Below are 24,698 nucleotides of genomic sequence, written 5' to 3'. Positions count from 1 at the left end.
CCTGAAATTGGCATTTGGCGCATAACTTCTTAAGTTGTTGATTTAAGGAAGCTTTTTTGTTGTTAGGATGTTGCAACTTCGCGTGCTTGCGCGAAATATTGGACGCGGCGGGCCATCGCTGTATGACTTTTCATACGCTAGTCGCGGCAGGGCGGCAGTGCGTCAAAAAGGCAAGATTATCAGGACAATAAAAAAGCCCCTCCGAAGAGGGGCTGATGTCGCGTAATACTTGTTTTCTTGACGTTAGAACTTGATATTGGCCATCAGACTGAACGAACGGGGCTGGCCTGGCGTGTAGCGGAAGCCGGACTTGTTGATGGCCGCCACATAGGTCTTGTCGGCCAGATTGTAGGCATTCAACTGCAGGTCGAGGTTCTTGTTGACGGTGTAGCTTGCCATGGCATCGAAGACCCAGTAGGCATCGACGCGTGCCGGCGTGCCGACGGCGCCATCGGTGCCGCGCAGCATTTCACCCACGTAACGCGCGCCGCCGCCGATCTTCAGGCCGAATGGCAGGGTGTACGAGGTCCAGCTGGTGAACGCCTGTTTTGGCGTGTAGCTGAGGTTGTTGACGCCGCTGGCCGTGACGACCTTGCCCGACTCGACCTTGGTATTCATGCGCGTGTAGCCGGCGCTGACCAGCCAGTTCGGCATGATCTCGCCCACCACGCCCAGTTCCAGGCCTTCCACGCGTTTCTTGCCGGTCTGGTAATAAATGGTCGGGATCACAGGATCTTGTTCCACTTCATTCTTGACGGTGGTCTGGTAGACGGCGGCCGAGAACGACAGTTTTTGTTTCAGGAAGTCCCACTTGGTACCGATTTCCTTGGTAATGGTTTCCTGCGGGTCATATTTTGGATTTTGCGCGCTGTTGGCGCCCGCGCTCAAGGCGAAGTTGACGCCCGGCGGCGCTTTCGACGTGGCCAGCAAGGCGTACACGCTGCTGTCCGGCGTTGGCTTGTACATGGCCGAGATCTTGCCGTTGGCCAAGGTGTCGCTCAGGGTCAGATGCGTCGGAATCGGCGTGCCGACGGGCAAGGGCTGTACCGCAGGCGCAGTCACGGCCCCTTGCAGAGCGACGGCATCATACGTGGTGTTGAAATGGTCGAAACGCACGCCGCCGTTGAACAGCCACTTGTCGCCGAACTTGATGGTGTCGAACACGTACAGGCTTTGCGTATTGACTTCGCCTTCGGTGAAGGCGCCGCTGCGTACGGGGTTATGGCCGGTGACGGTGTCACGCGGGTTCGGGTTGTACAGATTGGCATCCTGCAAAGTGCCCAGGCTGGCGGGCACATAGCTGTAGTTGGTCTGTTTTTCGCTGGTGAACTCGGCGCCGGCCACCACGGAGTGCTTCAGCACGCCAGTGTCGAATTGTGCGCTGACCACGGTCTGGTTGGTCAGGATCGTGTTTTCCTGGTCTTTCACGGTGCGCAACGAGCGCGCCATGGTCCAGGTCGACGGATCGGTGGCGACCGGTGTCTTCAGGTTGACGGTGCTGCCCATGAAGGCCGTCAGCAGGTAGTCCTGCTTGGTCTTGCCGTAGCGCGTGGTGTTCTGGATTTGCAAGGTTGGCGAGAAATCATGGTCGATACGCAAGGTGCCCATATCGGCCTTGACCTTGTTGTAGTCCGCAGTGGAGCCGTAGAAATTCTTCGGATCGACCTTGGCCGCGCCGTTCAGGAAAGTGCGGATGACCGGGTTTGTCTTCGTGATGGTGTCCGGCGTCGAGTAGCCAGGCAAGCCGATGGTCGGCACGCCGCCGTCGGGTACGTTGTCCTGATCCACATGCAGGTAGCTGGCCGTGATGCGCGTCGGTTTGCCGATGCCGAAGGTGACGGTGGGCGCGAAGGCCCAGCGCTTGTTCTTGACTTCATCGCGCGCCGGATCGCCGCTGTCCTGCGTCATCAGGTTCAGGCGCAATGCCGTGCCGGTATCGCTGTCGAGAACGCGGTTCCAGTCGGCCGTGGCGCGTTTCTGCTTGCCGCTGCCCACTGTCAGCAGGGAGTTGAATTTGTTTTCCATGGTGGCCGTCTTGCTGACCAGGTTGATCGAGCCGGTCGGCGAACCGCGGCCGCTGTCGGTGCCCGCCGGGCCCTTCAATACGTCGATCTGTTCGATGTTGAAGACGTCGCGCGAGATGGAGCCCACGTCGCGCACGCCATCGACATAGATGCTGCCCGACGAATCGAAACCGCGCATGTAGACGGCGTCGCCCGTATTCGTGTTGCCGTTTTCACCGAGGAAAAAAGTACCCACGCCTGGCGTGTTGCGCAGCGCGTCCGTCAGGGTCAGCGCACCTTGCTGCTCGATCAATTCCTTCTTGATCACGACGATGGTTTGCGGCGTATTGACCAGCTCTTCCGTGTATTTCGGCGACGAGGCTTTTTCGGCCTTGAAATCATTTTCCTTGGAGCCCACGACCTTGATTTCGTTCAGGGTTTGCTGCGATGCGGGCGCGCTTTGGCCGGCAGGGTCGGCCGCCTGGGCGGCAACGGGCAGCAGCATCACGGCCAGGGCGGCGCCGATGTGCTGGTTGAAACGGGTGGGGGCGTGTTTGCGGCTCTTGATTGCCATCTTGCTCTTTCGAAAAGGTCAGGGTAGTGGTTCCTGGCTGGCTCTGCGCCGCAGTGCTTGGGCACGCGGGCAAGTGGCTGGCGATGGAGACGGAATAGGCCGTATTGTAATAACTGGGCGCTATTTCGTAAATGAGAATCGTTATCAGTATCATTTGCGCAACGGATTGGGCGTGCCGCAAAAAAAACACTGTCATGGCTGATGAATGCTTGCTTTGCGGCCCGGCCGCTGCTATGCGCGCAAGCGTCCGCCGGCGGGAGTATGATGAGCAACCTTTACAAATTTCCTTTCAGAATGCTGCAGACTCCCGATGCCTTTGTCCCCCTGATCGATGCGCCCGAACCGGCCCCGGCCGCCACGGATACGCTGACGTTTGTCTTTCACCGCGGGCGTTTGTTGTTGCGTACGCCAGAGCTGACCTTGCCCACGGCCGCCGAGGTAGCCGCGTACGATATCGATCTGAGCCGCGCACAGCCCGTGGGCTGGTGGCAGGGCCGCTATTGCCAGACGGTCTGGGCCGACGAAGAGTTGCCGCCGGGTGCCGGCCTGGCCTGGCACGGCATGCGCTCGCTGTTCAATGCCGTCGACGATGCTTTCCTGGGCTTGGCCAGCCGCGCCGTGCAACTGGCCGAGTGGGCGCGCACGCACCGCCATTGCGGCGTGTGCGCCACGCCCATGCAGCGCACGCGCGGCGAACGCTGTTTCACCTGCGCCGCCTGCGGCATGCTCGCGTATCCGCGCATTTCGCCGGCCATGATGGTGCTCATCCGCAAGGGCGAACAGGTGTTGCTGGCCATGCACAAGCACTCGCCATCGCAGCGTTTCAGCCCGCTGGCCGGTTTCCTGGAAGCGGGTGAATCGATCGAGGAAGCCGTGCACCGCGAAGTGATGGAAGAGGTGGGCTTGCGCGTGCACAATCTGCAGTACTTCATGAGCCAGTCCTGGCCGTTTCCCCATTCGCTGATGATCGCGTTTACGGCCGATTACCTCGACGGCGAGATCCGCCTCGACGAGAACGAGATCGCCGAGGCGCGCTGGTTCGGCCCCGGCGATGCGTGGCCGGAGGCGAGTTCGAGCGTGTCGATTTCCGCGTTGCTGGTGGGCGCCCACCGTCCGCCAACGGCATAGAAAGCCGGGGCTGCTCGGGCAGCCTGCCGCATTTTCTATATACTGGCGGCAATTGAAAATTTTAGGGTGGTGTAGCATGTCTCAAGAAGAATTCTCCGAAAACGACTGGCGCCGGCTGATCAGCAGCTTTGGTGAAGATCCGCAGCGTCCTGGCTTGCTGGAAACGCCGGCACGCGTGGCCAAGGCGTGGAAGCACTGGACGTCCGGCTATGGCCAGGATCCGGTGGACTTGCTGAAAGCGTTTGAAGATGGCGCGGAACAGTACAACGAGCTCATCGTCGTGCGCGGGATTCCCGTCTACAGCCATTGCGAACACCATCTGGCGCCGTTCTTCGGCAAGGCCACCATCGGTTACGTGCCAAACGGCAAGATCGTCGGCCTGTCGAAACTGACGCGCCTCGTCGATTGTTTCTCCAAGCGCCTGCAAGTGCAGGAACGCATGACGATGCAGATCGCCAATGCCCTGATGGAAGTGCTGGAACCGAAATCGGTGGGCGTGGTCGTACGCTGCCGCCATCTGTGCATGGAAAGCCGCGGCATCCGTACGCCGGGCGAAGAAACCATCACCTCGGCCATGCTGGGCGAGATGCAGCCGAACCTGGCGCTGCGTACGGAATTTCTGGCACTGGCGCGCGAAAGCTGATTGTTCGGCGATGATGCGTGACGAAGGCGGCAGATGCCGCCTTTTTTTATGCTCTTCCCGATTCCCGTTCCGCCAGGTAGCGCGCTGGCGGCTTGCCCGCCGCCTTGCGGAACATGGTGACGAAACCGCTGGTATTTTCATAACCGAGTTCCAGCGCCACCGCTTTTACGCTGTGGCCTTGCGCCAGCCGTCGCAAGGCCAGGATGACGTGCAATTGCCGGCGCCAGCGGCCCACGCTCATGCCCAATTCCTCCAGTGACTGCCGGGTCATGCTGCGCTCGCTCATGCCGATGCGGCCGGCCCACTCGGCCAGGGTGCTTTTATCGGCGGGCTGCGCCAGCAGCAGGGCGGCCAGGCGGCGCAAACGCGCATCGCGCGGCATCGGCAGATGCAAGTCTTCCACGGGCGCGGCCGCCAGTTCGTCGAGCAGGGTGAACACCAGGCGTTCCTGCGCGCCATGCAGCGCGGCCAGGGTAGGAAAACCGGCCGCCTTGGCGATCAGTTCGCGCAGCAGGGGCGAGACGGCCACGGTACAGCAGACGGTGGGCAAGGCCGGCGCCATGGCCGGTTCGACAAACAGGCAATAACATTGGGCCTCGCCCACGCCCTGCGCGGAATGCATCAGGCCGCCCGGTATCCACACGGCGCACTGGGGCGGCACGATCCACACGCCGCTGTCCACCTCGCAATGAATCACGCCGCGCGTGGCATACAGCAACTGCCCCTTGCGGTGCTGGTGCGGTGCCTGCTCGGCCTCCTCGGGCACGCTGGCCAGGCCCACGGCCAGCAGCGGGCGCAACACGCCATCGACGTCGAAATCCATGAGGGAGGCGCTGGCGTCAAGGCCCAGCTCGGTGGTGAGCATGTTGGGCTGCAATGGATGGGACATGGGTGGATTCTGGCTGGATTGAATAATATTGTGGCTATTTTATGCAATGACGCGCGGTACCGCCAACGGTATTGTATGGAGATCCGCAGCCCCGCTTCAACGGCAACCGCCGCCGCCAGTGTTCTGATGAAGGTAAGGAGGAACGGCAACCCCTTGAAGGAGTCATCACCATGCAGCTTGATCTATCCACTTTTCCCCTCGTCTGGATGCGCCGCGAGGCAGCGCCTGCCCAGCCCGATATGCTGTTTGCCCAGTTTGACGCGCTGCTGGCGCGCCGCCAGGCGTTTGTCATTCTCAGCGAGGAAGGCTTTGACGAGGATGGGCACGAACACTCGCAGGAAGAGCGCAAGCGGGCGTCACTCTGGATGAAGCAGAACAAGGCGGCCATCCGCGCGTATATCCAGGGCATGGTGCTGGTCGAACCGAGCGCCGCCAAGCGTCTGGCGGGCAAGGCCTTTGCCGTGATGTTCGGCAAGTTCTGGGGTTATCCCCTGCATTTCGGCACCAGCCGCGACGACGCGCTCGACATCGCCCAGCATTTGCTGCACGCGTGGCTGCCGCCCCAAAAATGATCTGACAAGGCTACACAACGCCTGACAAAACCGACGCGCAGCAGGTTTGGTCAGGTGTTCCTAATAGCGATAGTCGTTGATAAAGTGTTTTGTAAAATTGTACTTGCTGCCGCCGTCGAGCAAGTCGACCAGGCGCTTCGGCGCCGAGGCCGACATGAAGGCGTCGGCCGCGCCGCCCGTGCTGCGAAACTTCATGCCGGGGCTGAGGATCTGGTTGGCGCCGATTTTCAGGTGCTGGAAACTTTTCGTTTTCTCATTGTTGAGAATAAAATGCAATTCCTGCTTGAAGGTCAGGAAGGGGATCTTCAGCCACCAGCCTTCGTCCGTGCCATAGCTGGCGACGCTGGCAAAATGCGTGTTCTTGTCCGTCAAGGTGGGTTTGCCCAGGCGGTCGTTGATGCGTTTCATGGCTTCATTCTTGGTCATGCTGTGCTTTCGTGATTCATCTTATATCCGGCGTGCATTTTGACACAGGCACGCCACCCCCGCCTGCCTTGCCGCCCCTATCTGCATGCTTTTTTACTGCAATGCAGCATCAATTCTCATCAATTGTCGCAACGCATTAACAACACCAAGCAAAAATCATTGCCTCCCGGCATTGTAAATACCGGTATTTCGAGCGTATGCTGGTGTCGTCTGAACGGTGCCGCCAGAGCATCGTCGCCGCCGCATTCCTGGCCTGCCGGGCAGGAAGCGGGCCACGCCCCACCGCCGCAAATAGATAGTTGGAGACACAGCATGAAGAAATTGACGTTCCAGCAGAAGTTATGGATTCCCCTGATTTGCAGCCTGTTGTGCATCACCGTTATTTTTGTCTATAACGCCCTGGAAGTGCGCAAGATCCGCATCGAAGAGCGCAGCGCCGACCTGAGCAATGCCGCCGACCTGGGCCTGGGCGCCGTCAAGATGTTCGGCGACCTGGCCGCCAGCGGCGCCTTGACGAAGGAAGAAGCGCAGAAGCAGGCCACGGCCGTCATCAAGAGCATGCGTTTCGGCGAGACCGGTTATTTGTCCATCATCAACCTCGACGCCGTCGTCGTGATGAATCCCGCCGCGCCGCAAACCGATGGCAAGAACATGTCGGATTTTAAAGATGCCAACGGCACCTATCTGTACCGTGACATCGTGGCTGTCGGCAAGAGCGATACGGGCAAGGGCTTCGTTCATTATTATTTCCCCCGTCCCGGCCAGAAGACCCCCGAACCGAAGATGAGCCGCGTGGCGGCCTACAAGCCATGGAGCTGGACCCTGGTGGTGGGCGTGTACATGGACGATATCGACGCGGCCTTCCGCCAGTCGCTGCTGACCTCGCTGGGCGTGCTGGTGCTCGTGTGCGGCTTGCTGGCCGCCGTCGTCGTGGTGATCAACCGTAGCTTGCGCCATGCGCTGGGCGGCGATCCCGAGTATGCGGCCGACGTGGCGGAAAAGATCGCGAATAACGATTTGAGCGGCGTCGTGCGCACGCATGCGAACGACCGCCACAGCGTGCTGTACGCGATGAAAACCATGCAAACCAACCTGGTCGATGCGATCAGCGAAATCCGCCACAGCGCCGAGACGATCGCCACGGCGTCGAGCGAGATCGCCAGCGGCAATATGGACTTGTCGGCGCGCACGGAAATGCAGGCCAGCTCGCTGGAAGAAACGGCGGCCTCGATGGAGGAATTGACCTCGACCGTGACGCAAAACGCGGGCAACGCCGTGCAGGCAAATGAACTGGCGCAGTCCGCTTCCGCCGTGGCACGCCAGGGCGGTGCCGTGGTGGCGCAAGTGATCGGCACCATGGACACCATCAACGCCTCGTCACGCAAGATCGTCGACATCATCGGCGTCATCGATGGCATCGCCTTCCAGACGAATATCCTGGCCTTGAACGCGGCCGTGGAAGCGGCGCGCGCCGGCGAACAGGGTCGCGGCTTTGCCGTCGTGGCATCAGAAGTGCGTAATCTGGCGCAGCGCTCGGCCGGTGCGGCGAAGGAAATCAAGGAGCTGATCGGCGCTTCCGTCGACAGCATCGCGGCCGGCAGCACCCTCGTCGCACAGGCGGGCACGACCATGGATCAGGTAGTCGCTTCCGTTTCGCGCGTGACCGACATCATGGCCGACATCACGGCCGCCTCGCACGAGCAAAGCACGGGCATCGGCCACGTCAATCAGGCGATCACGGAAATGGATAGCGTGACGCAGCAAAATGCGGCACTGGTGGAAGAGGCGGCGGCAGCGGCGTCGAGCATGCAGGACCAGGCGGCCGTGCTGGCGCAACTGGTGGCGCGCTTCAAACTGTCGGCGCAGGAGCCGGGCACGTCGCCGCGCCTGGCGGCCACTTCGGCTGGCGCACCGCGCGCCGCGGCGAAAAAGCCGCTGCGCAGCCTGGCGGCGCGCTAGGGTTCTACTGGGCTGGTGCCGCCGCTGGCGGCGCCGGTTCGAATTCCAGCTTGTCATCGACGACCACGAATTGCCCGACCGGCTGGCCCAGGTCGGCTTTCGGGTCGTTTTCCATTTCCGTCAGCTCATTGCAGGTATTCGTTTCCGCCTGCCACAACTGCTTGCCCATGCGGATATTCCACAGGCCATCGCCGGCCGCGAACAGCTCGACGGTGATGTCGGCTGGCGCATCCGTGGACAGGGTATGCAAGCGCTGGCATTGCGGCAGATTGGTCGCCATCAGCTGCACTTCCACGGTATCTTGCCAAAAATAACGTTGCTGGCGGCGCACGGTCAGGGAATGGTCTTGCCCATCGAACATGTAGATGGCGAAGTCCTGGACACAGCCTGACAGCAGGACGGACAGCGTGACGATCAGGAGTTTGCGCATGGTCGGCTTTCTTTGTTTTGTGCTCGGGAATGTCGGGATGCCTGCGTGACGGCGCTAGTGGGTGCTTGCGCCGCCTTGTTTTTCGCTTACGTGGCATTATATCCATGCATATCAGTTGCGGCGCGACAATAGTTATGCCAAGTTCGCCTGCCCCTACTTATCTACCTGGAAAGACCACGATGATCGACCTGTATTACTGGACCACGCCCAACGGGCACAAAGTGACGATGTTCCTGGAAGAAGCGGGCATCCCCTACAACCTCATTCCCGTGCATATCGGCAAGGGCGAGCAGTTCAAGCCCGAGTTTCTCGCCATCGCGCCGAATAACCGCATTCCCGCCATCGTCGACCAGGCGCCGGAAGATGGCGGCGCGCCGCTGTCGCTGTTCGAGTCTGGCGCGATTTTGCAATACCTGGCCGAGAAAAGCGGGCAATTCCTGCCGATGGATGTGCGGGGACGTGCCGAAGTCATGCAATGGCTGTTCTGGCAAATGGGCGGCCTTGGCCCCATGGCGGGACAGAATCACCATTTCGTGCAATATGCGCCCGAACCGATCGACTACGCCATCACGCGCTATGTCAACGAAACGAACCGGCTATACGGCGTGCTGAACAAGCGCTTGGCGGACCGTGCATTCGTGGCCGGCGACAGCTATTCCATCGCCGACATGGCGATCTATCCGTGGATCGTGCCGCACGAACGCCAGCGCCAGAAGCTGGAAGATTTCCCGCATCTGGCGCGCTGGTTCGCGGCCATTGCCGCCCGTCCCGCCACCGTGCGCGCGTATGCGCGGGCGGCGGAAATCAATGTGCAGCCGACCGTCAGCGGCGATGCGAAAAGCGTGCTGTTCGGGCAGACGGCGAAGACGGTGGCTTGAGCAACAGTTAATTTCCCCGATACGTGGAAAAGCCGAAAGGGCTGAGCAGCAGCGGAATGTGATAGTGCTGGTCAGTCTTTTCTACGTGGAATTGCACGGGGATTTCCGGGAAAAAGGTTTCCTGTTTCAGGCGCGCATAGTGCTCGCCTGTCTTGAACACGATGCGGTAATCGCCCGCCTGCATGGGCGCATCCACCGGATACATGGCCGCGATGCGCCCCTGCGCATTCGTCACGGCACTGCCCAGTTGTTGCCAGCCTTCACCGTTCTTTTGCTCCAGGGTGACCGTTACGCCCGCCGTCGGCTGTCCGCTCTGCAAGTCGAGAATGTGCACGCTCAAGGGATTGGCGGCGGCCAGGGCCATGCTGGACAGGCTGGCGAAGGCCAGGGCGGCGGTGAATTGTTTCAGTGTGCTCATCGTCGTATCTTTCAGTTTAAAGGGGAGGGGAATCGAGTTCAGGGATGGCGGCCAGGGCGGCATGGGCGCAGGCCCGGTCTTGCAGGGCGCCACCGCCACCGGCCACGCCGATGGCGCCGACCACTTCGCCCTTGGCTCGCAAGGGCAGGCCGCCGCCCAGCAGCAACAGTTCCGGCACGGTGGTCAGATTGGCCATGTCGGGATTGCTACGCGCGGCCACGGCCAGCGCCTGGGTATCATTCTTGGTGGACAGGGCCGTGTAGGCCTTGCGCCGGCTCGCATCCGTGTTGTGCGGCCCGACGCCATCGGCGCGCTGCACAGCGACAATATTGCCGCCACGATCGAGCACGGTGACGACGATGTGCCGTCCTTGCGCCTGGCATGCTGCCATGGCCGCATCGGCCAGCTTGTTGGCCGCCGCCAGCGAGAGGTCATCGACCTTGCGCAATTGAGCGTGGGCTGGACCGGCCAGCAGGCACAGCAGGGTACTGCCGAATAACAGGGTTTTCATGTGGCTGTCCGTTGAGTAAAGTGACGCCAGTATGGCCAGTGTTGCCCTACGAGAAGATGATCGCCGCATGACATTTTTATCATCCGCAGCGGTTTGCACGCGGCGTAAAATGGTTTTATATTCTTTTAGAAAGTGGCCATGCGCATCCTGGTAATCGAAGACGAACCGAAGACGGGCGACTATCTGCTGCGTGGCCTGGCCGAGTCCGGCTTTACGGTGAGCCTGGCGCGCAATGGCCGCGACGGCCTGCATATGGCCAGCAGCGAGGCGCCCGATCTCATCGTGCTCGACGTGATGCTGCCCATCATGGACGGCTGGCAAGTCTTGCGCGCGCTGCGCTTGCAGGAGGGCGGCGCCGACGTGCCCGTGATTTTCCTCACGGCGCGCGACGAAGTGCAGGACCGGGTCAAGGGGCTGGAACTGGGCGCCGACGATTATCTGGTGAAACCGTTCGCGTTTGCCGAACTGGTGGCGCGCATCCGCACTTTGCTGCGGCGCGGGCCGCCGCGTGAAGACGACGTCATCCGCATCGGCGACATGGAAATCGACGTGATGAAGCGCAAGGTGAGCCGGCAAGGCCAGCGCATCACCCTGACGGCCAAGGAATTCGGCTTGCTGCATCTGTTGGCGCGCCGCCAGGGCGAAGTCTTGTCGCGCTCCATCATCGCCTCGCAAGTGTGGGACATCAATTTCGAGAGCGACACCAACGTCATCGACGCGGCCATCCGCCGCCTGCGCAGCAAGCTCGACGATCCGTTCGAGTCCAAGCTGATCCACACTTTGCGGGGTATGGGCTATGTCTGCGAATTGCGCGCGCCTGCCGCACCTGACAGTGGCGCGGCCGCATGAAGCTGGCGCAACTTCGCCGCTCGTTGACCCTGCGCGTCACGCTTGTCTTCGTGCTGATCGTGGCGCTCGTGTCGGCCGGGCTGGGCATGCATTTATACCGCTCTTTTGTGGCGGAAATCGAGCGCCGCGACGACATATTATTGCTGGGTAAACTGCGGCAGATCCAGCAGCTGCTGGGCAATGCGGGCACTCTCGACATCATCCGCGAGCGGCCCCAGTATTTCCGCGACACCATGAGCGGCCAAGAAAATTCCCTGGTGCGCATCGTGCGCGCCGATGGCACGCGTTTGATCGATGTCAACCCGAACGGCGAGGCGGTGGCGCATCCTGTGCCCGTGGCCGTCGATGCGCCCGTGACGAACAGCGACATCGTCAGCTGGACCAGCCGCGACGGCTATCCGGCCAGGGTCGTGGCGGCCAGCGCGCGCATCGGCGACCCGGCGCAGATGGCGGACATTTCCGTCGCCCGGGTCTACGGCGACCGCACGGCCATGTTTGCGGCCTACCGTTGGCAAATCGTCGTCTCCGTGGCCGTCAGCGCGCTGGTGGCGGCACTGTTGGCGAGCTTGATGCTGCTGCGGGGATTGCGGCCGCTGCGCAATATCGCCGCCCATGCGGCCCTCGTGCGGCCGGGCAAGCTGGAGCAGCAGCTCGATGCGCGCGGCGCGCCGACGGAACTCTTGCCGCTGATCCAGGCCCTGAACGCCATGCTGGCGCGGCTGCAGGAAGGCTATGCGCGGCTGTCGCAATTTTCCGCCGACCTGGCGCATGAATTCCGCACGCCCGTCACCAATCTGCTGGGGCAAAGCCAGGTGATGCTGGCCCGCCCGCGCAGCGCGCACGAGTATGAACAGCTGGTGTCGTCGAATGTGGAAGAGCTGGAACGGCTGTCGCGCATGATCGACAGCATGCTGTTTTTGGCCCGTGCGCAGCAGGATGAAATGGTGCTCGTCAAGCAAGTCTTGCCCGTGCAGGACGAGTTTTTGCGCCTGGCCGATTTCTTTGAGGGACTGGCCGAAGAGCGCGAGCTGGCGCTGGCTTGCCACGGCAGCGGCACGGTGACGGCCGAGCCGCAACTGCTGCGCCGTGCGCTCGGTAATTTGCTGTCGAACGCGATACGCCACGCGGCGCCGGGCAGCACGATACTGCTGCGTTCGCATGCGACGAACGAGGGTGTAGAACTAAGCGTGAGCAACCTCGGCCCCGCCATCCCCGCGCGCCACTTGCCCCATTTGTTCGAGCGCTTCTACCGCGCCGACCCGGCCCGCAGCGACTCGGCCGCTTCCACAGGCCTGGGCTTGGCCATCGTTACGGCCATCATGCAGTTGCATGGTGGCAGCGCGACCGTGGCGTCGGATGCGGCCGCCACGACGTTTACCCTCGTTTTCCCCGCTGAGAACGCCTGATAAAACCGTAGCGAGCGGAAGAGAGTTGCTGTCGAGAAGCGGAGCTGTGCGAATGCACAGTGAGCATCGGAGACGGCAAATCGCGACGCGCAGTAGGTTTGATCAGGTGTTCTACCCCATCTCCACCAAAAACTCATGCATGCCCGTATGCGGCAACTGCGCACACGCGGGCGCGAAATGCGGCAATTGGCCCCACAGCAGCGGGTTGCCGACGATGTACACATGGTGCTGCGCGCGCGTGAGGGCGACATTGAGCAAGTTCGGCGTGGCCGCCGCCCACTGGGCCGCACCCGCCGTGCTGTCATCGGCGCCGAGAACCAGCATCACCACGCTTTGCTCCTTGCCCTGGAACGTATGCACGGTGCCCACCATCTGGCTGCTCCACTGGCGCAATTCGCGCGCCGTCGGCGCCTTGCCATAGCCGAGGCGGCGGTCCCAGTCCATGTCGACGATGCGCGAACGCAATTCGTTGCGCACGGCCTTGAATGGCGTGATCACATACATGTCGGGCAGCTTGCCGTCGCGGCGGTACAGTTTCAGCAGCACCTCCAGCACGAAATCGAGTTGCACGGGCACGACCTGCTTGTAGCTGACAGGACCGGCGGCGTCGATCCAGCAGCTGGGGCCACGCGTGAGTCCGCGCGCGCCGGCCGGCGGCGTGCGCTCAGCCAGCCCATAGACCATCTTGTCTTCGTAGGCGATGCTATTGGCCAGCGAAAACATCGGTTCCACGCAGCGGCGGTGCACGCGCAGGGGGCTGCCGATCCACAGGGGCTGCGCGCTATTGGCGCCGACAGTCGCACCATAGCGGTTGGCCTTGTCCGCCAGAGTCTGCACGGAAACGGAAGTTGGCGCGTAACTGCCATCCTGCGTGTGCGGCGACAGGGCGGACAAGGTTTGCACGAGGCGGCCCGGCACCGTGAACACGGGCTCGATCTGCAGCGGGTCGCCCACGACGACGGCGCGCTTGGCACGCCACAGGCTGCCCAGCGCCGCTTGCGGCACGGCCTGGCCCGCCTCGTCGATGAACAGCCAGCCCAGCGATTCGGCACCCATGCCCTGGAACTGGCGCGCGAACGAGGCAAACGTCGTCGACACGACGGGCACCACCATGAACAGGCTGTGCCAGACCATGGCGATGTGCGACTGGTCGTAGGCGCGCTTGTTTTTCAGCAATTTCGACACGGCCAGCAAGTTGCCGCCAAAGCCGGGTCCGCCTTTCTTTGCCACTTCCGCCAGCCATGCTTCATGCAGGGCCAGGGCCTTGGCAAACAGGCGCGAGCGCAGGCGCGCCAGGGCCGGTTCATGCCACAGGCCGCCAATTTGCAGCGCGTCGCCATCGAGCTCGTCCAGGGTCGCCGGCGCGGCGATGGTGGGGAAGCGCATGCGCGCGCGGCGCAGCAGTTCCGTGCTGTCATCCCATTCGCGCTGGCGCGATTGCGCCGTGCGCAGGGCGATGTGCAGGCTGTTGCGCGCGCGTTCGCAGCGCGGCTCCAGCTCGCCCTTCAGCAGCAGCTTGATGGCGGACACGTCGCGCGCAGCCTGGCGCTGCGCCTCGGCGTTGGCGACGACGGCGTCCTTGTAGGTGCGCGCCGGTGCCGTGCGGAACAGGCGGGCAAAGAAACCGGGCTGTGTCAGCGCCACCAGGCGTTCTTCTTCCAGCAATTCCTTTTTGCTGGCGAGCAGGGTGTCTTGCTGCGCCAGCGCGTCGGACAGGGCGCCATTCGCCGCATCCATTTCTTGCTCAGCCGCAATCAGCGCCTGCTGGCTGCTGTGGATGAATTCGGCTTCCGTGCACGTGCCCACGGCTTGCCACAGGGCCGCGTACTGGGCGTGCTCGGCCAGCGCCTTTTCCACCACGTGTTCCGTCTCGCGGAATTCGCGCGCCGCCTGGGCGAAGCTCACGCCCTGGTGGCTGGCCAGCCACTGGCGGATATTTTGCGCATTCGGTGTCTTGCGCGCCGTGGTCTTGTCCCAGTCGTCGTCATAAAAATTGCTGACGAAGCGGCGGCGGTTCGCGCTATTGCCCAGCGCGCAGGACATCAAGCCCCATGGCGCTTCCGCCTCACTCAGCGCACGGTTGGCGCCATTGCCGTCCGCCACGACCCGGCGCGCCACGCTTTCAAAGTAGCGCGTGCGCGCCCATTCCTTGCCCAGCTGCTTGGGTTTTGGCAGGTCGCCGGAAATGTTTTCCACGGCCGCGTTATTCGATGAAGCGACGACCATTTCAAAGCCCGTCAGTTCCGGGCGCAAGCGGGCGATGGTAATCGGGTCGCGCACGCCTTCAAAGGCGACGGCCACCTTGCCGATGAAGGCGTCGCCCGCGCGGTCCAGGCAGGACAGCACGCTGGCGCGGCGCACGATGTTGTCGGCAAACAATTCACGCAGCAAGGTCGTCTTGCCCGTGCCCGGTGGGCCATTGACGGAAAAGATGCCCCGCTCGTGCAAACCCGTGCGCGCGCCGTGGATGGCGAACTGCTGCATCAGGCTCATGGCGTAGCTGGCGTCTTCCAGCCAGTGTCCCCGGTTCATATTGGCCGGGTTGAGCATGGCGGCCAGCGCCTGGCGTCCGGCCGGGCTGTACAGGTCGATGCGCTCATCCTGCGCCAGCGGCGTCAGATAGGCGGCGACCGTCGCGGGCAGCTTGCCGCCACGCAAGGCACGGATGATCTGTTCCAGGTCATCGAGGTAAAAACTGTTGAGGATATCGATCGACGGTTCCACCGCGTCGCCAAAGTCCAGGCTGCGGTTCTGGCTGGATTCAAGCGCATCGGTTTCCGTGGCCGTTGCGCGTTTCTTGCGCGTACGCAATTCCAGCACGGCCAGCGGCTGGCCGGCGGACGGGTGGAAGCCGGCCCAGTCGCGCAACAGGTCGGCCAGGGCCGCGATTTCCATACCGGACAGGGGAGACGAGACATTGCCGGCCTCGTCCGTCACTTGCTGTGGCGTGCGGCTGGCCGCGAAGTTGCGCAGGCTGTCTTCCAGCGCCAGCTGGCTGTCGCTGAAGGCGTCCAGGCTCAGGCCAGACCAGTCCGGCGTGCGGGCGCGGCCCAGCGCCCACGGCAAGGTTGACACGGACACCGGATCGAACTGCGGCTCGCCCAGCGCATTGAGATTGAGGCGGGCAAAGCACGAGCGTCCCAGCAGTTCTGTTTTTTCTGTTTCGGCAATGTTTTCCGGGCCAGTGGCTGGCGGACAAGCCTTGTTGATTTCCGCCTTGTCGAACACGCCGAGGAACAATGAAAAGCCGTCGATCTCGCGGTCGGACGGTACTTGCCATTGCGTGGCGAACTGCGGCGGCAATTGCGCCAGCTGTTCGCGGTGCAGGAGACGCACGGTGGACTGGTCTTCAACGTCCGTGATTTGATTCAGGTCAAACGGGATAAAAAATTCGATCTTGTGCCAATACTCCAGGATAGCCAGGAGGCGCTGCTGTTCTGCCTGATTCATGATGACCAATATTTTGTAAAGCGAGCGAGGATTGTAAAGCGTATGCGCGCTGCACGTTTTGCACTTTTGTCTATTGCGCGGGCTTTGCGGCAAAAAAAAGTGGTATTGGCAGACGAAAAAAAGCCAGGCAGCAACTTCCTGCCTGGCTTTCCCCCGTTGCGATGTTGCTGAGGGTTAAAACTCGTGCATTAAAACTCTTCCCATTCGCTCTCTGCAGCCGCATTGCTGCGGCGTGCCGGCGCGGCTGCGACGGCCTTGCGCGCTGGCGCTGGCTTGGCCGCGGGGCGCGCGATGGCGGCCGCGGCCGGTGCCTTACGCACAGGCGCCAGCTTGGGTGCGCTGGCGACATGGTTGCCGGTTTTAAAGAAGCCGACCACGTGGGCCAGTTCGCCCGCCTGGTCCTGCATGCTTTGCGAGGCGGCTGCCGCTTCTTCCACGAGGGCCGCGTTTTGCTGCGTCACTTCATCCATTTGCGCGATGGCCATGTTGATCTGTTCGATGCCGATGGTCTGCTCGTGCGTGGCGGACGTGATTTCGCCCATGATGTCGGTCACGCGCACGATGCTGTCGACGATGTCGCCCATGGTCTGGCCCGCTTCATTGACGAGGCGCGAACCCGTGTCCACGTTGGCGACGGAGGCGGCGATCAATTCCTTGATTTCTTTCGCCGCGCCGGCCGAGCGCTGCGCCAGGTTGCGCACTTCCGAGGCCACGACGGCAAAACCGCGTCCCTGTTCGCCCGCGCGCGCCGCTTCGACGGCCGCGTTCAAGGCCAGGATGTTGGTCTGGAAGGCGATGCCGTCGATGACGCCGATGATGTCGACGATCTTGCGCGACGAGGCGTTGATCGTGCCCATGGTGTCGACCACTTGCGAAACGATGCTGCCGCCGCGCACGGCCACTTCCGATGCGCTTTTCGCCAGCTGGTTCGCCTGGCGCGCATTGTCCGCGTTCTGCTTCACGGTCGAGGTCAGCTCTTCCATGGCCGACGCCGTTTCTTCCAGCGAGCTAGCTTGTTCTTCCGTGCGTGACGACAAGTCGAGGTTACCGGCGGCAATTTCGCTCGATGCCGTGGAGATCGCATCCGTGCCGTTGCGCACTTGCGCCACCACGCCCAGCAGGCTGGTGTTCATGGCTTTCAGGGCGCCCAGCAGGCGGCCCGTTTCATCGCTGGAATTGACGACGATGTGCGACGACAAGTCGCCCGAGGCCACGGTTTCGGCCACGCTGACGGCCGCATTGATGGGCTGGGTAATCGAGCGCGTGATGATCCACGCAACAAAAGCGCCCAGCAGCACGGCCACGCTGCCCAAGGTAATCATGGAGGCGCGCGCGCTGTTGCTCAGCGTTTCGGCTTCCGTTGCCGCCTGCGCCGCCTGCTCGCCTTCATACGCGACCAGGCTGTCGAGCGCGCCCAGCACGCGTTTCAGGCTCGGTGCCGCCTGCTGCGTCAGGAAGGCGATCGCTTCGTCTGTCTGGCCCGCATTGCGCAGTTCGATGACCTTGTTGTTCAGCGGCGCGCCCGATTTCAGGGCCGCATCGAGTTCGGCCATCAGCGCCGTTTCCTTGTCCGTCGAGATTTTCTTTTGCAAGGTTTCCTTGGCGGCGCCGTATTTCTTGCGCGACTCGCCAATCTTTGCCAGTTCCGCCTGCACCAGCGCTTCCGTCGGCGCCACCACAATGCTCGTGATCGCCAGGGTAATGTTACGCACGTTGTCGCTCATGGTATTGGCGGCCGCCATTTTGACGTTCTTGTCGGCCACGATGTCGTGCGTGCGCGCGCTCAGTTGTCCCATGGAATACAAGCCGACGAGCAAGACGGCCACCAGCAGGCCGAGGACGACAGCAAACCCGATCCCGAGCCGGGTGCCGATTTTGAATTGTGTGAGTGACATGATTGCTTTCGTATTGCGGAAGTGAGGGAAAACATCGGACAGGCCAGCGCTACGGGTTTATACGTAGCGGCGGCTAGCCTGTAATTGTTCCTCAAAATTCCGCACTGCAATACAAAAACTTGTATCAAGTCCGTGAAAAGCTGAAAAACTGGTAGCAACTTGACTAAGTTGTCGTGTGGAAACAACGAGCGCGGCGCCGGATGCGGGCTCAGCTTTCCGGAAATACGTGGGTGGCAAGGAAATCGATGAAGGCGCGCAGTTTCGGCGTCAGATGGCGGCTGCTGGGCCACAGGATGCGAAAGGCGCCGTCGTGCTGGCGGTGCGCGTCCAGCACCGGCTGCAAGCGGCCTGCGGCCAGCGCGGCGCGCACGGCAAAGTCGGGCAGGGCGGCGATGCCCAGGCCGCTTTCGGCAAAGTGCAGCAAGGTGTCGACATTGTTGCAGTGGAGCAGAGACGGCAAGCCGGCCGCATGCAGGGCAGGCCACTCGGGCAGGGGCCAGGCCTCGACCTTGCCGCTGCTGGGAAATTTGTACAGCAAACAAACGTGATGTACGAGGTCGGCGGGAAGCAGCGGCATGCCGTGCTGCGCCAGATAGGCGGGCGCGGCCACCAGCTGCAGCTGGAACTGGCCCAGCTGGCGGCTCATCAAACGGCTGTCGGCGCTCTCTCCCGCGCGCACGACGGCGTCGTAGCCTTCCTCGATCACGTCGACCCGGCGGTCGCTGAAGTCGAGATCGAGCTCCACCAGCGGATAGGCGCGCGCGAACGCGGCCAGCACGGGATTGAGCAGGCTGCCCACCTGCGGCAAGCTGACGCGCAGCCGGCCTTGCGGCGCGCTCTTGCTGTTCGATAACTCCAGTTCGGCCGCTTCGATCTCGCCGAGGATGCGCCGGCAGCGTTCCAGGAACACCGTGCCCTCGCTGGTGAGCGCGATGCTGCGCGTGCTGCGGTGAAACAGGCGCACGCCGAGGCGCTCTTCCAGCCGCGCGATGCTCTTGCCCACGGCCGAGGCGGAAATACCGAGCACGCGGCCCGCCGCGACAAAACTGCGCGTTTCGGCCGCCTGTACGAAGGCCGTGAATCCCGCCAGGTTATCCATTTTTTACCTTTGATTGCGGATGCCAACGTCCGCACAGACAGAAACTATAGCCTGTTTTTCTTTGATCGCGCCTGCCTTACCTTGGCAGCCTGATCATTTGAAAGGCTACGCCATGATGTACAACTTCTCTCCCGCGGCCCTGTCCGCCCGTATCGATCCCTTGCTGGACGCAGTCTTGCAGCAGCAGCGCCTGGTGGGCGCCGTCGTGCTGGTGCGCCAGCGCGGCAAGGACGTGTACCGCCGCGCGGCCGGCCACCTGGACCGCGAGGCGGGTACGCCCATGGTTGAGGACGCCCTGTTCCGCCTGGCGTCCGTCAGCAAACCCATCGTCTCGACGGCCGCGCTGGCGCTGGTGGGGCAGGGCCGGCTGGGCCTGGACGACCTGGTGACACGCTGGCTGCCGTATTTTGCGCCGCGCCAGCCGGACGGGATGGTGGCGCCCATCACCGTGCGGCATCTGCTCACGCACACGGCCGGCCTGGACTATGGCTTCTTCCAGCCGCCGGGCGGTGCGTATGCGCAGGCCGGGGTGTCCGACGGCATGGATGCGTCCCGCATTTCCCTGGAGGACAACCTGCGCCGCCTGGCCACCGTGCCGCTCGCATATGCACCGGGCGGGCGCTGGGCGTATTCGATTGCCACCGATGTGCTGGGCGCCGTCATCGAGCAGGCGGCCGGTATGCCGCTGGCGCACGCCGTGGAATATCTGGTGACGGTGCCGCTGGCCATGCGCGACACGGGTTTTGTGGCTGCCGACCCGGCGCGTCTGGCCGTCGCGTACGCGGACCGGGCAGCGGGAGAATCCCTGCCGCGCCGCTTGCGCGACGAGGGTGAAGACCATCTGCCGTTTCTCGATGGCATGGCAGGTTTTACCCTGTCACCGGCGCGCGCCCGCGACGCGCAGGCGTATCCATCGGGCGGCGCGGGCATGGTCGGCTCGGCGCCCGATTTCATGCGTTTGCTGGAAACCCTGCGCCTGGGTGGCGCGCCCTTGCTGCCAGCCGATCTGGCGCAGCAGATGGGCACCAGCCAGACTGAGGCGTTCGACTTGCCGTTCTGGCCGGGCCGCAGCTTTGGCCTCGGCTTTACCGTGTTGACGGACCCGCTTGCCGCTGCCACGCCGGAGTCCGTCGGCAGCTGGCGCATGGGCGGCACATATGGCCATTCGTGGTTTGTCGATCCGGCGCAGGAATTGTCCGTGGTGGCGTTTACGAATACGGCACTGGAAGGCATGGCGGGACCGTTCGTGACGGAACTGTGCCAGGCGGTGTATGGCGTGATGGAGGCGCCATGACACGGCCGCACCCGATCGTCTTCCTCGCGCTGGGTCTGTTCGGCGTGTACTGCATCGAGTTTGGCGTGGTCGGCATCTTGCCGATGATCATGCAGCGCTACGGCGTGACGGCCGCGCAGGCGGGTTCCTTGGTAAGCCTGTTCGCCCTCGTGATCGCCGTGGGCGGCCCCTTTCTCGTGCTGCTGGCTACGCGCTGGCGCCGCAAGCGCGTGCTGATCGTTTCCCTGCTCGTGTTTGCGCTGGCCAGCGTGGTGTCGGCGTATGCGCCCCGCTTCGAGCTGCTGCTGGCGCTGCGCATCGTGCCGGCCCTGTTTCATCCTGTGTATTTCTCGCTGGCCATGGTGGCGGCCGCCGCCCTGTACCCGCCGCAACAGGCGGCGCGGGCCGGCGCGCACGCATTCACGGGCACCAGCATGGGCATGGTGCTGGGCATCCCGCTCACCACCTGGATTGCCGCACAGTATGGCTACGAGGCATCGTTCCTTGCCTGCGCCCTCGTCAATGCGCTGGCAGCGCTGGGGCTATATTTGTTCCTGCCCGACACGCCGCAGGAAGCGCCAATGGCATATGGACGCCAGCTGGCCGTGCTGCGCAAACCGGCCCTGTGGCTGACCATTGCCGCCGCCGTGCTCGTGTTTGCCGCCATGTTTGCCGTGTATGCGTATGCGGCCGCGTATCTGCAGCAGGAAGCGGGCTTGTCGGCGCGCCAGACGGGGCTGGCGCTGGTGGTGTTTGGTATCGGTGGCGTGGCGGGCAATCTGTTCGCGGGGCGCCAGCTGGGCATGCACGTGTTGCGCACGGTGCTGCTGCAGCCCGTGCTGCTGGGGCTGGCGTACTGGCTGCTGTACCAGTATGCGGGCACGGGTATCAGCTGGCTGGCGCTGTCCGTCTTGCTGCTGTTCTGGGGCGCGGCGCATACGAGCGGGCTGATCGTCACGCAAGTGTGGCTCAGCAGCGAAGCGCGCGAGGCGCCGGCGTTCGCCATCGGCGTGTATATCGCCGCCATCAACCTGGGCGTAACGGTGGGCGCAATGGCAGGCGGCATCGCCATCGAGTCCTACGGCATGCCGGGGGCGCTGGGCTGCGGCGCGCTGCTCGGTGCCTTGGCGCTGGCGGCGATTGCCGGGAAAGCGTGGTTGTACCGCGCGCCTTCAGTCGGCAAGATGGTTGGGGATGCGAAACAGTAAATCCGTGTCGCCAATGTCCACGCCCGCTTGCGACAGCAGGGTGCTGGCCTGGCCCCGGTGATGGGTCTGGTGATTAAAGAAATGCATGAGCAGGCTGAAAAACTCGCGCCGGTTCGGCCCCTTGCTGTTGCGGTAGTCGAGCAAGTGGTCCAGGTCTTCTTCGCGGATGGAGGCGGCCCAGTCGATGATGAGCTCATCCAGCCATTGCCGGTGCGCGTGCATGGCGGCAAAATCCTCGGCCGCGAACAGCGGGTGCGTGAGCGACGCGGGCGGCGTGATGGCGCGGATGGGGTCGAGCAGGGGGAAGCTGGCCGGGTGCTTCGCATAGCGCTGCAGCCACAGGGTGTCGCCCACCATCACGTGATTCAGGGTGGCCAGCAGGGAGCCAAAAAAGGCACCCCGCTCGCGCTGCAGCTCTTCCGCCGGCAGGCTGGCCGCCGCCGCATAGACCTTGGCATTCATCCACTGGTTGTAATCGGCCATCAGGCAAATGTGGGCGCAACGGCTCATGCTGGACTCCTTCAGTGGATGAATGCTGATGTTAAACGGATTTCAGGAATGCGCGTATGCCGGCCAGCAGCATCTCAATGGCCATGGCCGTCAGGATCAAGCCCATCAGACGCTCGAATGCCGTCATGACCCTTGGACCGAGCGCCCGCTGCAAGCGTTCGGCGCACAGGAAGACGGCTAGCCAGACGACGGCCACGGCCGTCAGCCCCGCCACGTGGGCGATCACTTCATTCATTTCATGCGAGGAAAACAGCAGCACGGTGGCCAGCGCCGACGGGCCGGCCAGCGCGGGGATGGCCAGCGGCACGATGAACGGTTCGCCGCCCATCTCGTGGTCGCTATTGCCCGCGTTTGGCTGCGGAAACACCATGCGCATGGCGATCAGGAACAAAATCACGCCGCCGCCGATGCGCAGCGCCACTTCCGACAATTGCAAGGCGTTCAGGAAATGGCGGCCGAAGAACATGAATAACAGCAAGATGCCGAAGGCGATCATGCACTCGCGCACCACGACTTTCCAGCGCCGCTCGATGGGCACCCGTTTCAGGGCATTGACGAACAGGGAAACGTTGCCGAACGGGTCGGTGACGAGCAAGAGCAGGATAAATGTCTGGAAGAAATTCTGTGTCATGGTGGTGTGGAGATGAGGTCAACACCGTTGCCAGGATGGGCGCGGTGCGATAAGGCTTGCGATGATAACAAGCCTGCTCCCAATCGCCCATGATTATTGATGCATAGCAGCATTTTTTTTACGCCGCAATGACTTTAGCCTGGTAAAACGCGGTGGGCGTGGTGCCGAAATGTTTTTTAAACATGGCCGTGAACGCGCTTTGACTCGTGTAGCCGTTGTCCATGGCCACGTCGATGACCTTGACGCCTTGCGCCAATTGCTCGAGTGCCCGCAGCAATCGCGCCTGCTGGCGCCACTGGCCAAAGCGCATGCCCGTCTGTTTCTGGAACAGCCGGTGCAGGCTGCGCTCGGTGATCGCCAGTTCCTGCGCCCAGTGCGCCACCGTCTGCTGTTCACCCGGTTGTTCCATCAGCCGTGCGCAAATGCCGCGCAGGCGCGCATCCATGGGCAGCGGCAGATACAGGGGCAGCACGGGCAGGCTGTCGAGCTCATGCAACAGCAATTGCAGCAGATGCCAGTCGCGGCTGCCTTCCGTGAAATCGGGCGCGATGTCGACGGCCGCCACGATCAATTGCCGCAGCAAAGGACTGATGTCGAGCACGCAGCTGTGACCAGGCAGCAATGGCGAATTGGCGCAGTTCACGAACACCGTGCGCATCTTGACGGCGCCGCTCATGCGCACCTTGTGCGCGATGCCGGGCTGCAGCCACACGCCGCGCGTGGGCGGCACTACCCAGCGCCCGCCTTGCGCTTCGATGGTCATCACGCCCTCGATGGCGTACAGCAATTGCGCATGCGTGTGGCGGTGCGCGGAAATCACGTGGCCGTGCGCATAGTCGACGGCCAGCGCCATGGCACGCGCCGTGACGGGCAGCAATTCCTGAAAGGCCGGAGAGGAACAATCCATCAAATAAGGTCAGTTTTGCGATAGGTTCGGACATCTTAGCGCGAGAAGGCGCGACGCGCCTGCGGCATGATGGTTTCCCGTAACTATTCCCGGAGTTTCGCATGCCTGTACGCGCCTATCTGTATCCGTTTTTGGCCATGTTGCTGTGGGCCGGCAACGTCGTCGTGTCCAAGCTGGCCGCGTCCAGCATCGCTCCCACGGCCATCACTTTTTACCGCCTGGTGCTGGTTTTGCTCGTGATGACACCGTTTATCGTCCGCCCCCTGTGGCGCAACCGCGCCGCCATCCGCCGCCACTGGTGGCAGCTGGCCCTGTGCGGCCTGATGTCGATGGCCCTGTTCCAGAGTTTGTCCTACCGCGCCGCGGAAAGCACCACGGCGACGAATATGGCCATCGTTACGGCGCTGGCGCCTCTGATGACGGCCCTGCTCAGCGTGCTGCTGCTGGGCGAGCGCCTGACGGTCGGCATGGCGGCCGGCGGCGTGCTGTCGTTTGGCGGCTTGCTGTACCTGGTGGGGCGTGGCGACGTGCTGGCCTTGCTGCACCAAGGCGTGCATGCGGGCGATGCGCTGATGCTGCTCGCTTCCCTGAGCTTCGCCCTGTACGGCGTGCTGCTGCGCCGCTGGCGGTTGTCCGTTCCCGCGTGGCAAGCCATTTATTGCCAGGCGCTGGCAGCCCTGGCGTGCATGCTGCCGTTCTTCCTGCTCTTGCCACCCGGCAGCGCCAGGCTGGACGCCACCACCTTGCCCTTGATCGGCTATGCGGGCATCGGTTCGTCCATCGTGCTGTCCTATCTGTGGATCGAAGGCGTCAAACTGCTGGGACCGAACCGCTGCAGCATCTACGTCAACCTGCTGCCCCTGCTGACGGCCTTGCTGGCCATCGTCTGGTTGCATGAAAGCATGCATGTGTACCACTTGGTCGGCGGCGGCATCTCGCTGCTGGGCGTGCTGCTGGCGCAGACGGTACAGCGCCCCCTGTTCGGCCGGCGTCCTCGCGCGTCCGGTCTTGCCTGAACGGCCATGCATAATGGCGGTTT

General features: G+C 62.9%; 22 protein-coding genes. 10 read left to right on the top strand and 12 right to left on the bottom strand.

From position 1 onward, the window contains the following. Positions 1-243 precede the first annotated feature (243 nt). A complete protein-coding gene (locus tag OPV09_RS00155; RefSeq protein ID WP_338680096.1) occupies positions 244-2,577 on the bottom strand; it encodes a catecholate siderophore receptor Fiu in 2,334 nt (777 codons plus the stop codon). Between the two features lie 294 nt (positions 2,578-2,871). Between OPV09_RS00155 and nudC the strand changes: the two genes are divergently transcribed. Beyond that, positions 2,872-3,705, top strand: coding sequence for an NAD(+) diphosphatase (nudC, locus tag OPV09_RS00150; RefSeq protein ID WP_070302960.1), 834 nt, complete (start codon positions 2,872-2,874; stop codon positions 3,703-3,705). A 76-nt stretch (positions 3,706-3,781) separates the two neighbouring features. Further along, entirely contained in the window at positions 3,782-4,348 is a 567-nt protein-coding gene (gene folE, locus OPV09_RS00145) for a GTP cyclohydrolase I FolE (protein WP_034754386.1), read from the top strand. A gap of 46 nt (positions 4,349-4,394) precedes the next feature. Here the strand turns inward: folE and OPV09_RS00140 are convergent, their stop codons facing one another. Then, positions 4,395-5,237: an AraC family transcriptional regulator gene (locus OPV09_RS00140; protein ID WP_254671597.1), complete on the bottom strand. Its 843-nt coding sequence runs from the start codon at positions 5,235-5,237 to the stop codon at positions 4,395-4,397. A gap of 170 nt (positions 5,238-5,407) precedes the next feature. On the opposite strand from OPV09_RS00140, the gene OPV09_RS00135 reads away from it, so the two are divergent. Further along, positions 5,408-5,809 (top strand): hypothetical protein, encoded by a 402-nt coding sequence (locus OPV09_RS00135; RefSeq protein ID WP_338680094.1) that lies wholly within the window; start codon positions 5,408-5,410, stop codon positions 5,807-5,809. A gap of 60 nt (positions 5,810-5,869) precedes the next feature. Here the strand turns inward: OPV09_RS00135 and OPV09_RS00130 are convergent, their stop codons facing one another. Next, entirely contained in the window at positions 5,870-6,235 is a 366-nt protein-coding gene (locus OPV09_RS00130; RefSeq protein WP_046683244.1) for a hypothetical protein, read from the bottom strand. Between the two features lie 312 nt (positions 6,236-6,547). On the opposite strand from OPV09_RS00130, the gene OPV09_RS00125 reads away from it, so the two are divergent. After that, positions 6,548-8,194: a methyl-accepting chemotaxis protein gene (locus OPV09_RS00125; RefSeq protein ID WP_338680093.1), complete on the top strand. Its 1,647-nt coding sequence runs from the start codon at positions 6,548-6,550 to the stop codon at positions 8,192-8,194. Positions 8,195-8,198: 4 nt separating this feature from the next. Here the strand turns inward: OPV09_RS00125 and OPV09_RS00120 are convergent, their stop codons facing one another. Further along, positions 8,199-8,624, bottom strand: a complete 426-nt coding sequence (locus OPV09_RS00120; protein ID WP_034754379.1) for a hypothetical protein — start codon at positions 8,622-8,624, stop codon at positions 8,199-8,201. A gap of 179 nt (positions 8,625-8,803) precedes the next feature. Between OPV09_RS00120 and OPV09_RS00115 the strand changes: the two genes are divergently transcribed. After that, positions 8,804-9,502, top strand: a complete 699-nt coding sequence (locus OPV09_RS00115; protein WP_034754377.1) for a glutathione binding-like protein — start codon at positions 8,804-8,806, stop codon at positions 9,500-9,502. A gap of 7 nt (positions 9,503-9,509) precedes the next feature. Here the strand turns inward: OPV09_RS00115 and uraH are convergent, their stop codons facing one another. Together uraH and OPV09_RS00105 are read right to left on the bottom strand one after the other, a co-directional pair. Then, positions 9,510-9,920 carry a hydroxyisourate hydrolase gene (gene uraH / locus OPV09_RS00110; protein ID WP_070302951.1) on the bottom strand — a complete coding sequence of 137 codons (411 nt, stop codon included), beginning with the start codon at positions 9,918-9,920 and terminating at the stop codon, positions 9,510-9,512. Between the two features lie 16 nt (positions 9,921-9,936). Beyond that, positions 9,937-10,431, bottom strand: coding sequence for a heme-binding protein (locus OPV09_RS00105; RefSeq protein ID WP_338680091.1), 495 nt, complete (start codon positions 10,429-10,431; stop codon positions 9,937-9,939). A gap of 138 nt (positions 10,432-10,569) precedes the next feature. Between OPV09_RS00105 and OPV09_RS00100 the strand changes: the two genes are divergently transcribed. Beyond that, the gene (locus tag OPV09_RS00100; RefSeq protein ID WP_338680090.1) at positions 10,570-11,280 is read left to right on the top strand and encodes a heavy metal response regulator transcription factor; all 711 of its coding nucleotides are present in this window, start codon (positions 10,570-10,572) and stop codon (positions 11,278-11,280) included. Continuing rightward, complete coding sequence (locus tag OPV09_RS00095; protein WP_338680089.1) at positions 11,277-12,686, top strand: heavy metal sensor histidine kinase; 1,410 nt, start codon at positions 11,277-11,279, stop codon at positions 12,684-12,686. Before OPV09_RS00100 ends, OPV09_RS00095 begins: the two co-directional genes overlap by 4 nt. A gap of 111 nt (positions 12,687-12,797) precedes the next feature. Here OPV09_RS00095 and OPV09_RS00090 read toward each other — a convergent pair whose 3' ends face one another. The 3 genes from OPV09_RS00090 to OPV09_RS00080 form a co-directional block, all read right to left on the bottom strand. Next, positions 12,798-16,136 (bottom strand): DEAD/DEAH box helicase, encoded by a 3,339-nt coding sequence (locus OPV09_RS00090; protein WP_338680087.1) that lies wholly within the window; start codon positions 16,134-16,136, stop codon positions 12,798-12,800. Positions 16,137-16,324: 188 nt separating this feature from the next. Further along, the gene (locus tag OPV09_RS00085; RefSeq protein WP_072457552.1) at positions 16,325-18,031 is read right to left on the bottom strand and encodes a methyl-accepting chemotaxis protein; all 1,707 of its coding nucleotides are present in this window, start codon (positions 18,029-18,031) and stop codon (positions 16,325-16,327) included. Between the two features lie 208 nt (positions 18,032-18,239). Further along, positions 18,240-19,130 carry a LysR family transcriptional regulator gene (locus OPV09_RS00080; RefSeq protein WP_319993490.1) on the bottom strand — a complete coding sequence of 297 codons (891 nt, stop codon included), beginning with the start codon at positions 19,128-19,130 and terminating at the stop codon, positions 18,240-18,242. A gap of 112 nt (positions 19,131-19,242) precedes the next feature. Between OPV09_RS00080 and OPV09_RS00075 the strand changes: the two genes are divergently transcribed. Continuing rightward, a complete protein-coding gene (locus OPV09_RS00075; RefSeq protein ID WP_338680086.1) occupies positions 19,243-20,424 on the top strand; it encodes a serine hydrolase domain-containing protein in 1,182 nt (393 codons plus the stop codon). Then, entirely contained in the window at positions 20,421-21,611 is a 1,191-nt protein-coding gene (locus tag OPV09_RS00070; RefSeq protein WP_338680084.1) for an MFS transporter, read from the top strand. Before OPV09_RS00075 ends, OPV09_RS00070 begins: the two co-directional genes overlap by 4 nt. Here OPV09_RS00070 and OPV09_RS00065 read toward each other — a convergent pair. The 3 genes from OPV09_RS00065 to OPV09_RS00055 all read right to left on the bottom strand — a co-directional run bounded on the left by OPV09_RS00065 (position 21,576) and on the right by OPV09_RS00055 (position 23,659). After that, positions 21,576-22,121: a DinB family protein gene (locus OPV09_RS00065; protein ID WP_331779014.1), complete on the bottom strand. Its 546-nt coding sequence runs from the start codon at positions 22,119-22,121 to the stop codon at positions 21,576-21,578. The two genes, OPV09_RS00070 and OPV09_RS00065, sit on opposite strands and share 36 nt — an antisense overlap. Before the next feature lie 31 nt (positions 22,122-22,152). Continuing rightward, the gene (locus OPV09_RS00060) at positions 22,153-22,752 is read right to left on the bottom strand and encodes a MarC family protein (protein WP_034754361.1); all 600 of its coding nucleotides are present in this window, start codon (positions 22,750-22,752) and stop codon (positions 22,153-22,155) included. A 118-nt stretch (positions 22,753-22,870) separates the two neighbouring features. After that, positions 22,871-23,659, bottom strand: coding sequence for an AraC family transcriptional regulator (locus tag OPV09_RS00055; protein ID WP_083292680.1), 789 nt, complete (start codon positions 23,657-23,659; stop codon positions 22,871-22,873). A gap of 101 nt (positions 23,660-23,760) precedes the next feature. Here OPV09_RS00055 and OPV09_RS00050 point away from each other — a divergent pair, with 101 nt between their 5' ends. Further along, positions 23,761-24,675 (top strand): DMT family transporter, encoded by a 915-nt coding sequence (locus OPV09_RS00050; RefSeq protein WP_338680083.1) that lies wholly within the window; start codon positions 23,761-23,763, stop codon positions 24,673-24,675. Positions 24,676-24,698 lie beyond the last annotated feature (23 nt).

This window comes from Janthinobacterium sp. TB1-E2 (assembly GCF_036885605.1).
Classification (GTDB): Bacteria; Pseudomonadota; Gammaproteobacteria; order Burkholderiales; family Burkholderiaceae_D; genus Janthinobacterium; species Janthinobacterium aestuarii.
The sequence above is the reverse complement of the archived record's forward strand: the minus strand, read 5'-3'. Positions and strand labels throughout refer to the sequence as shown.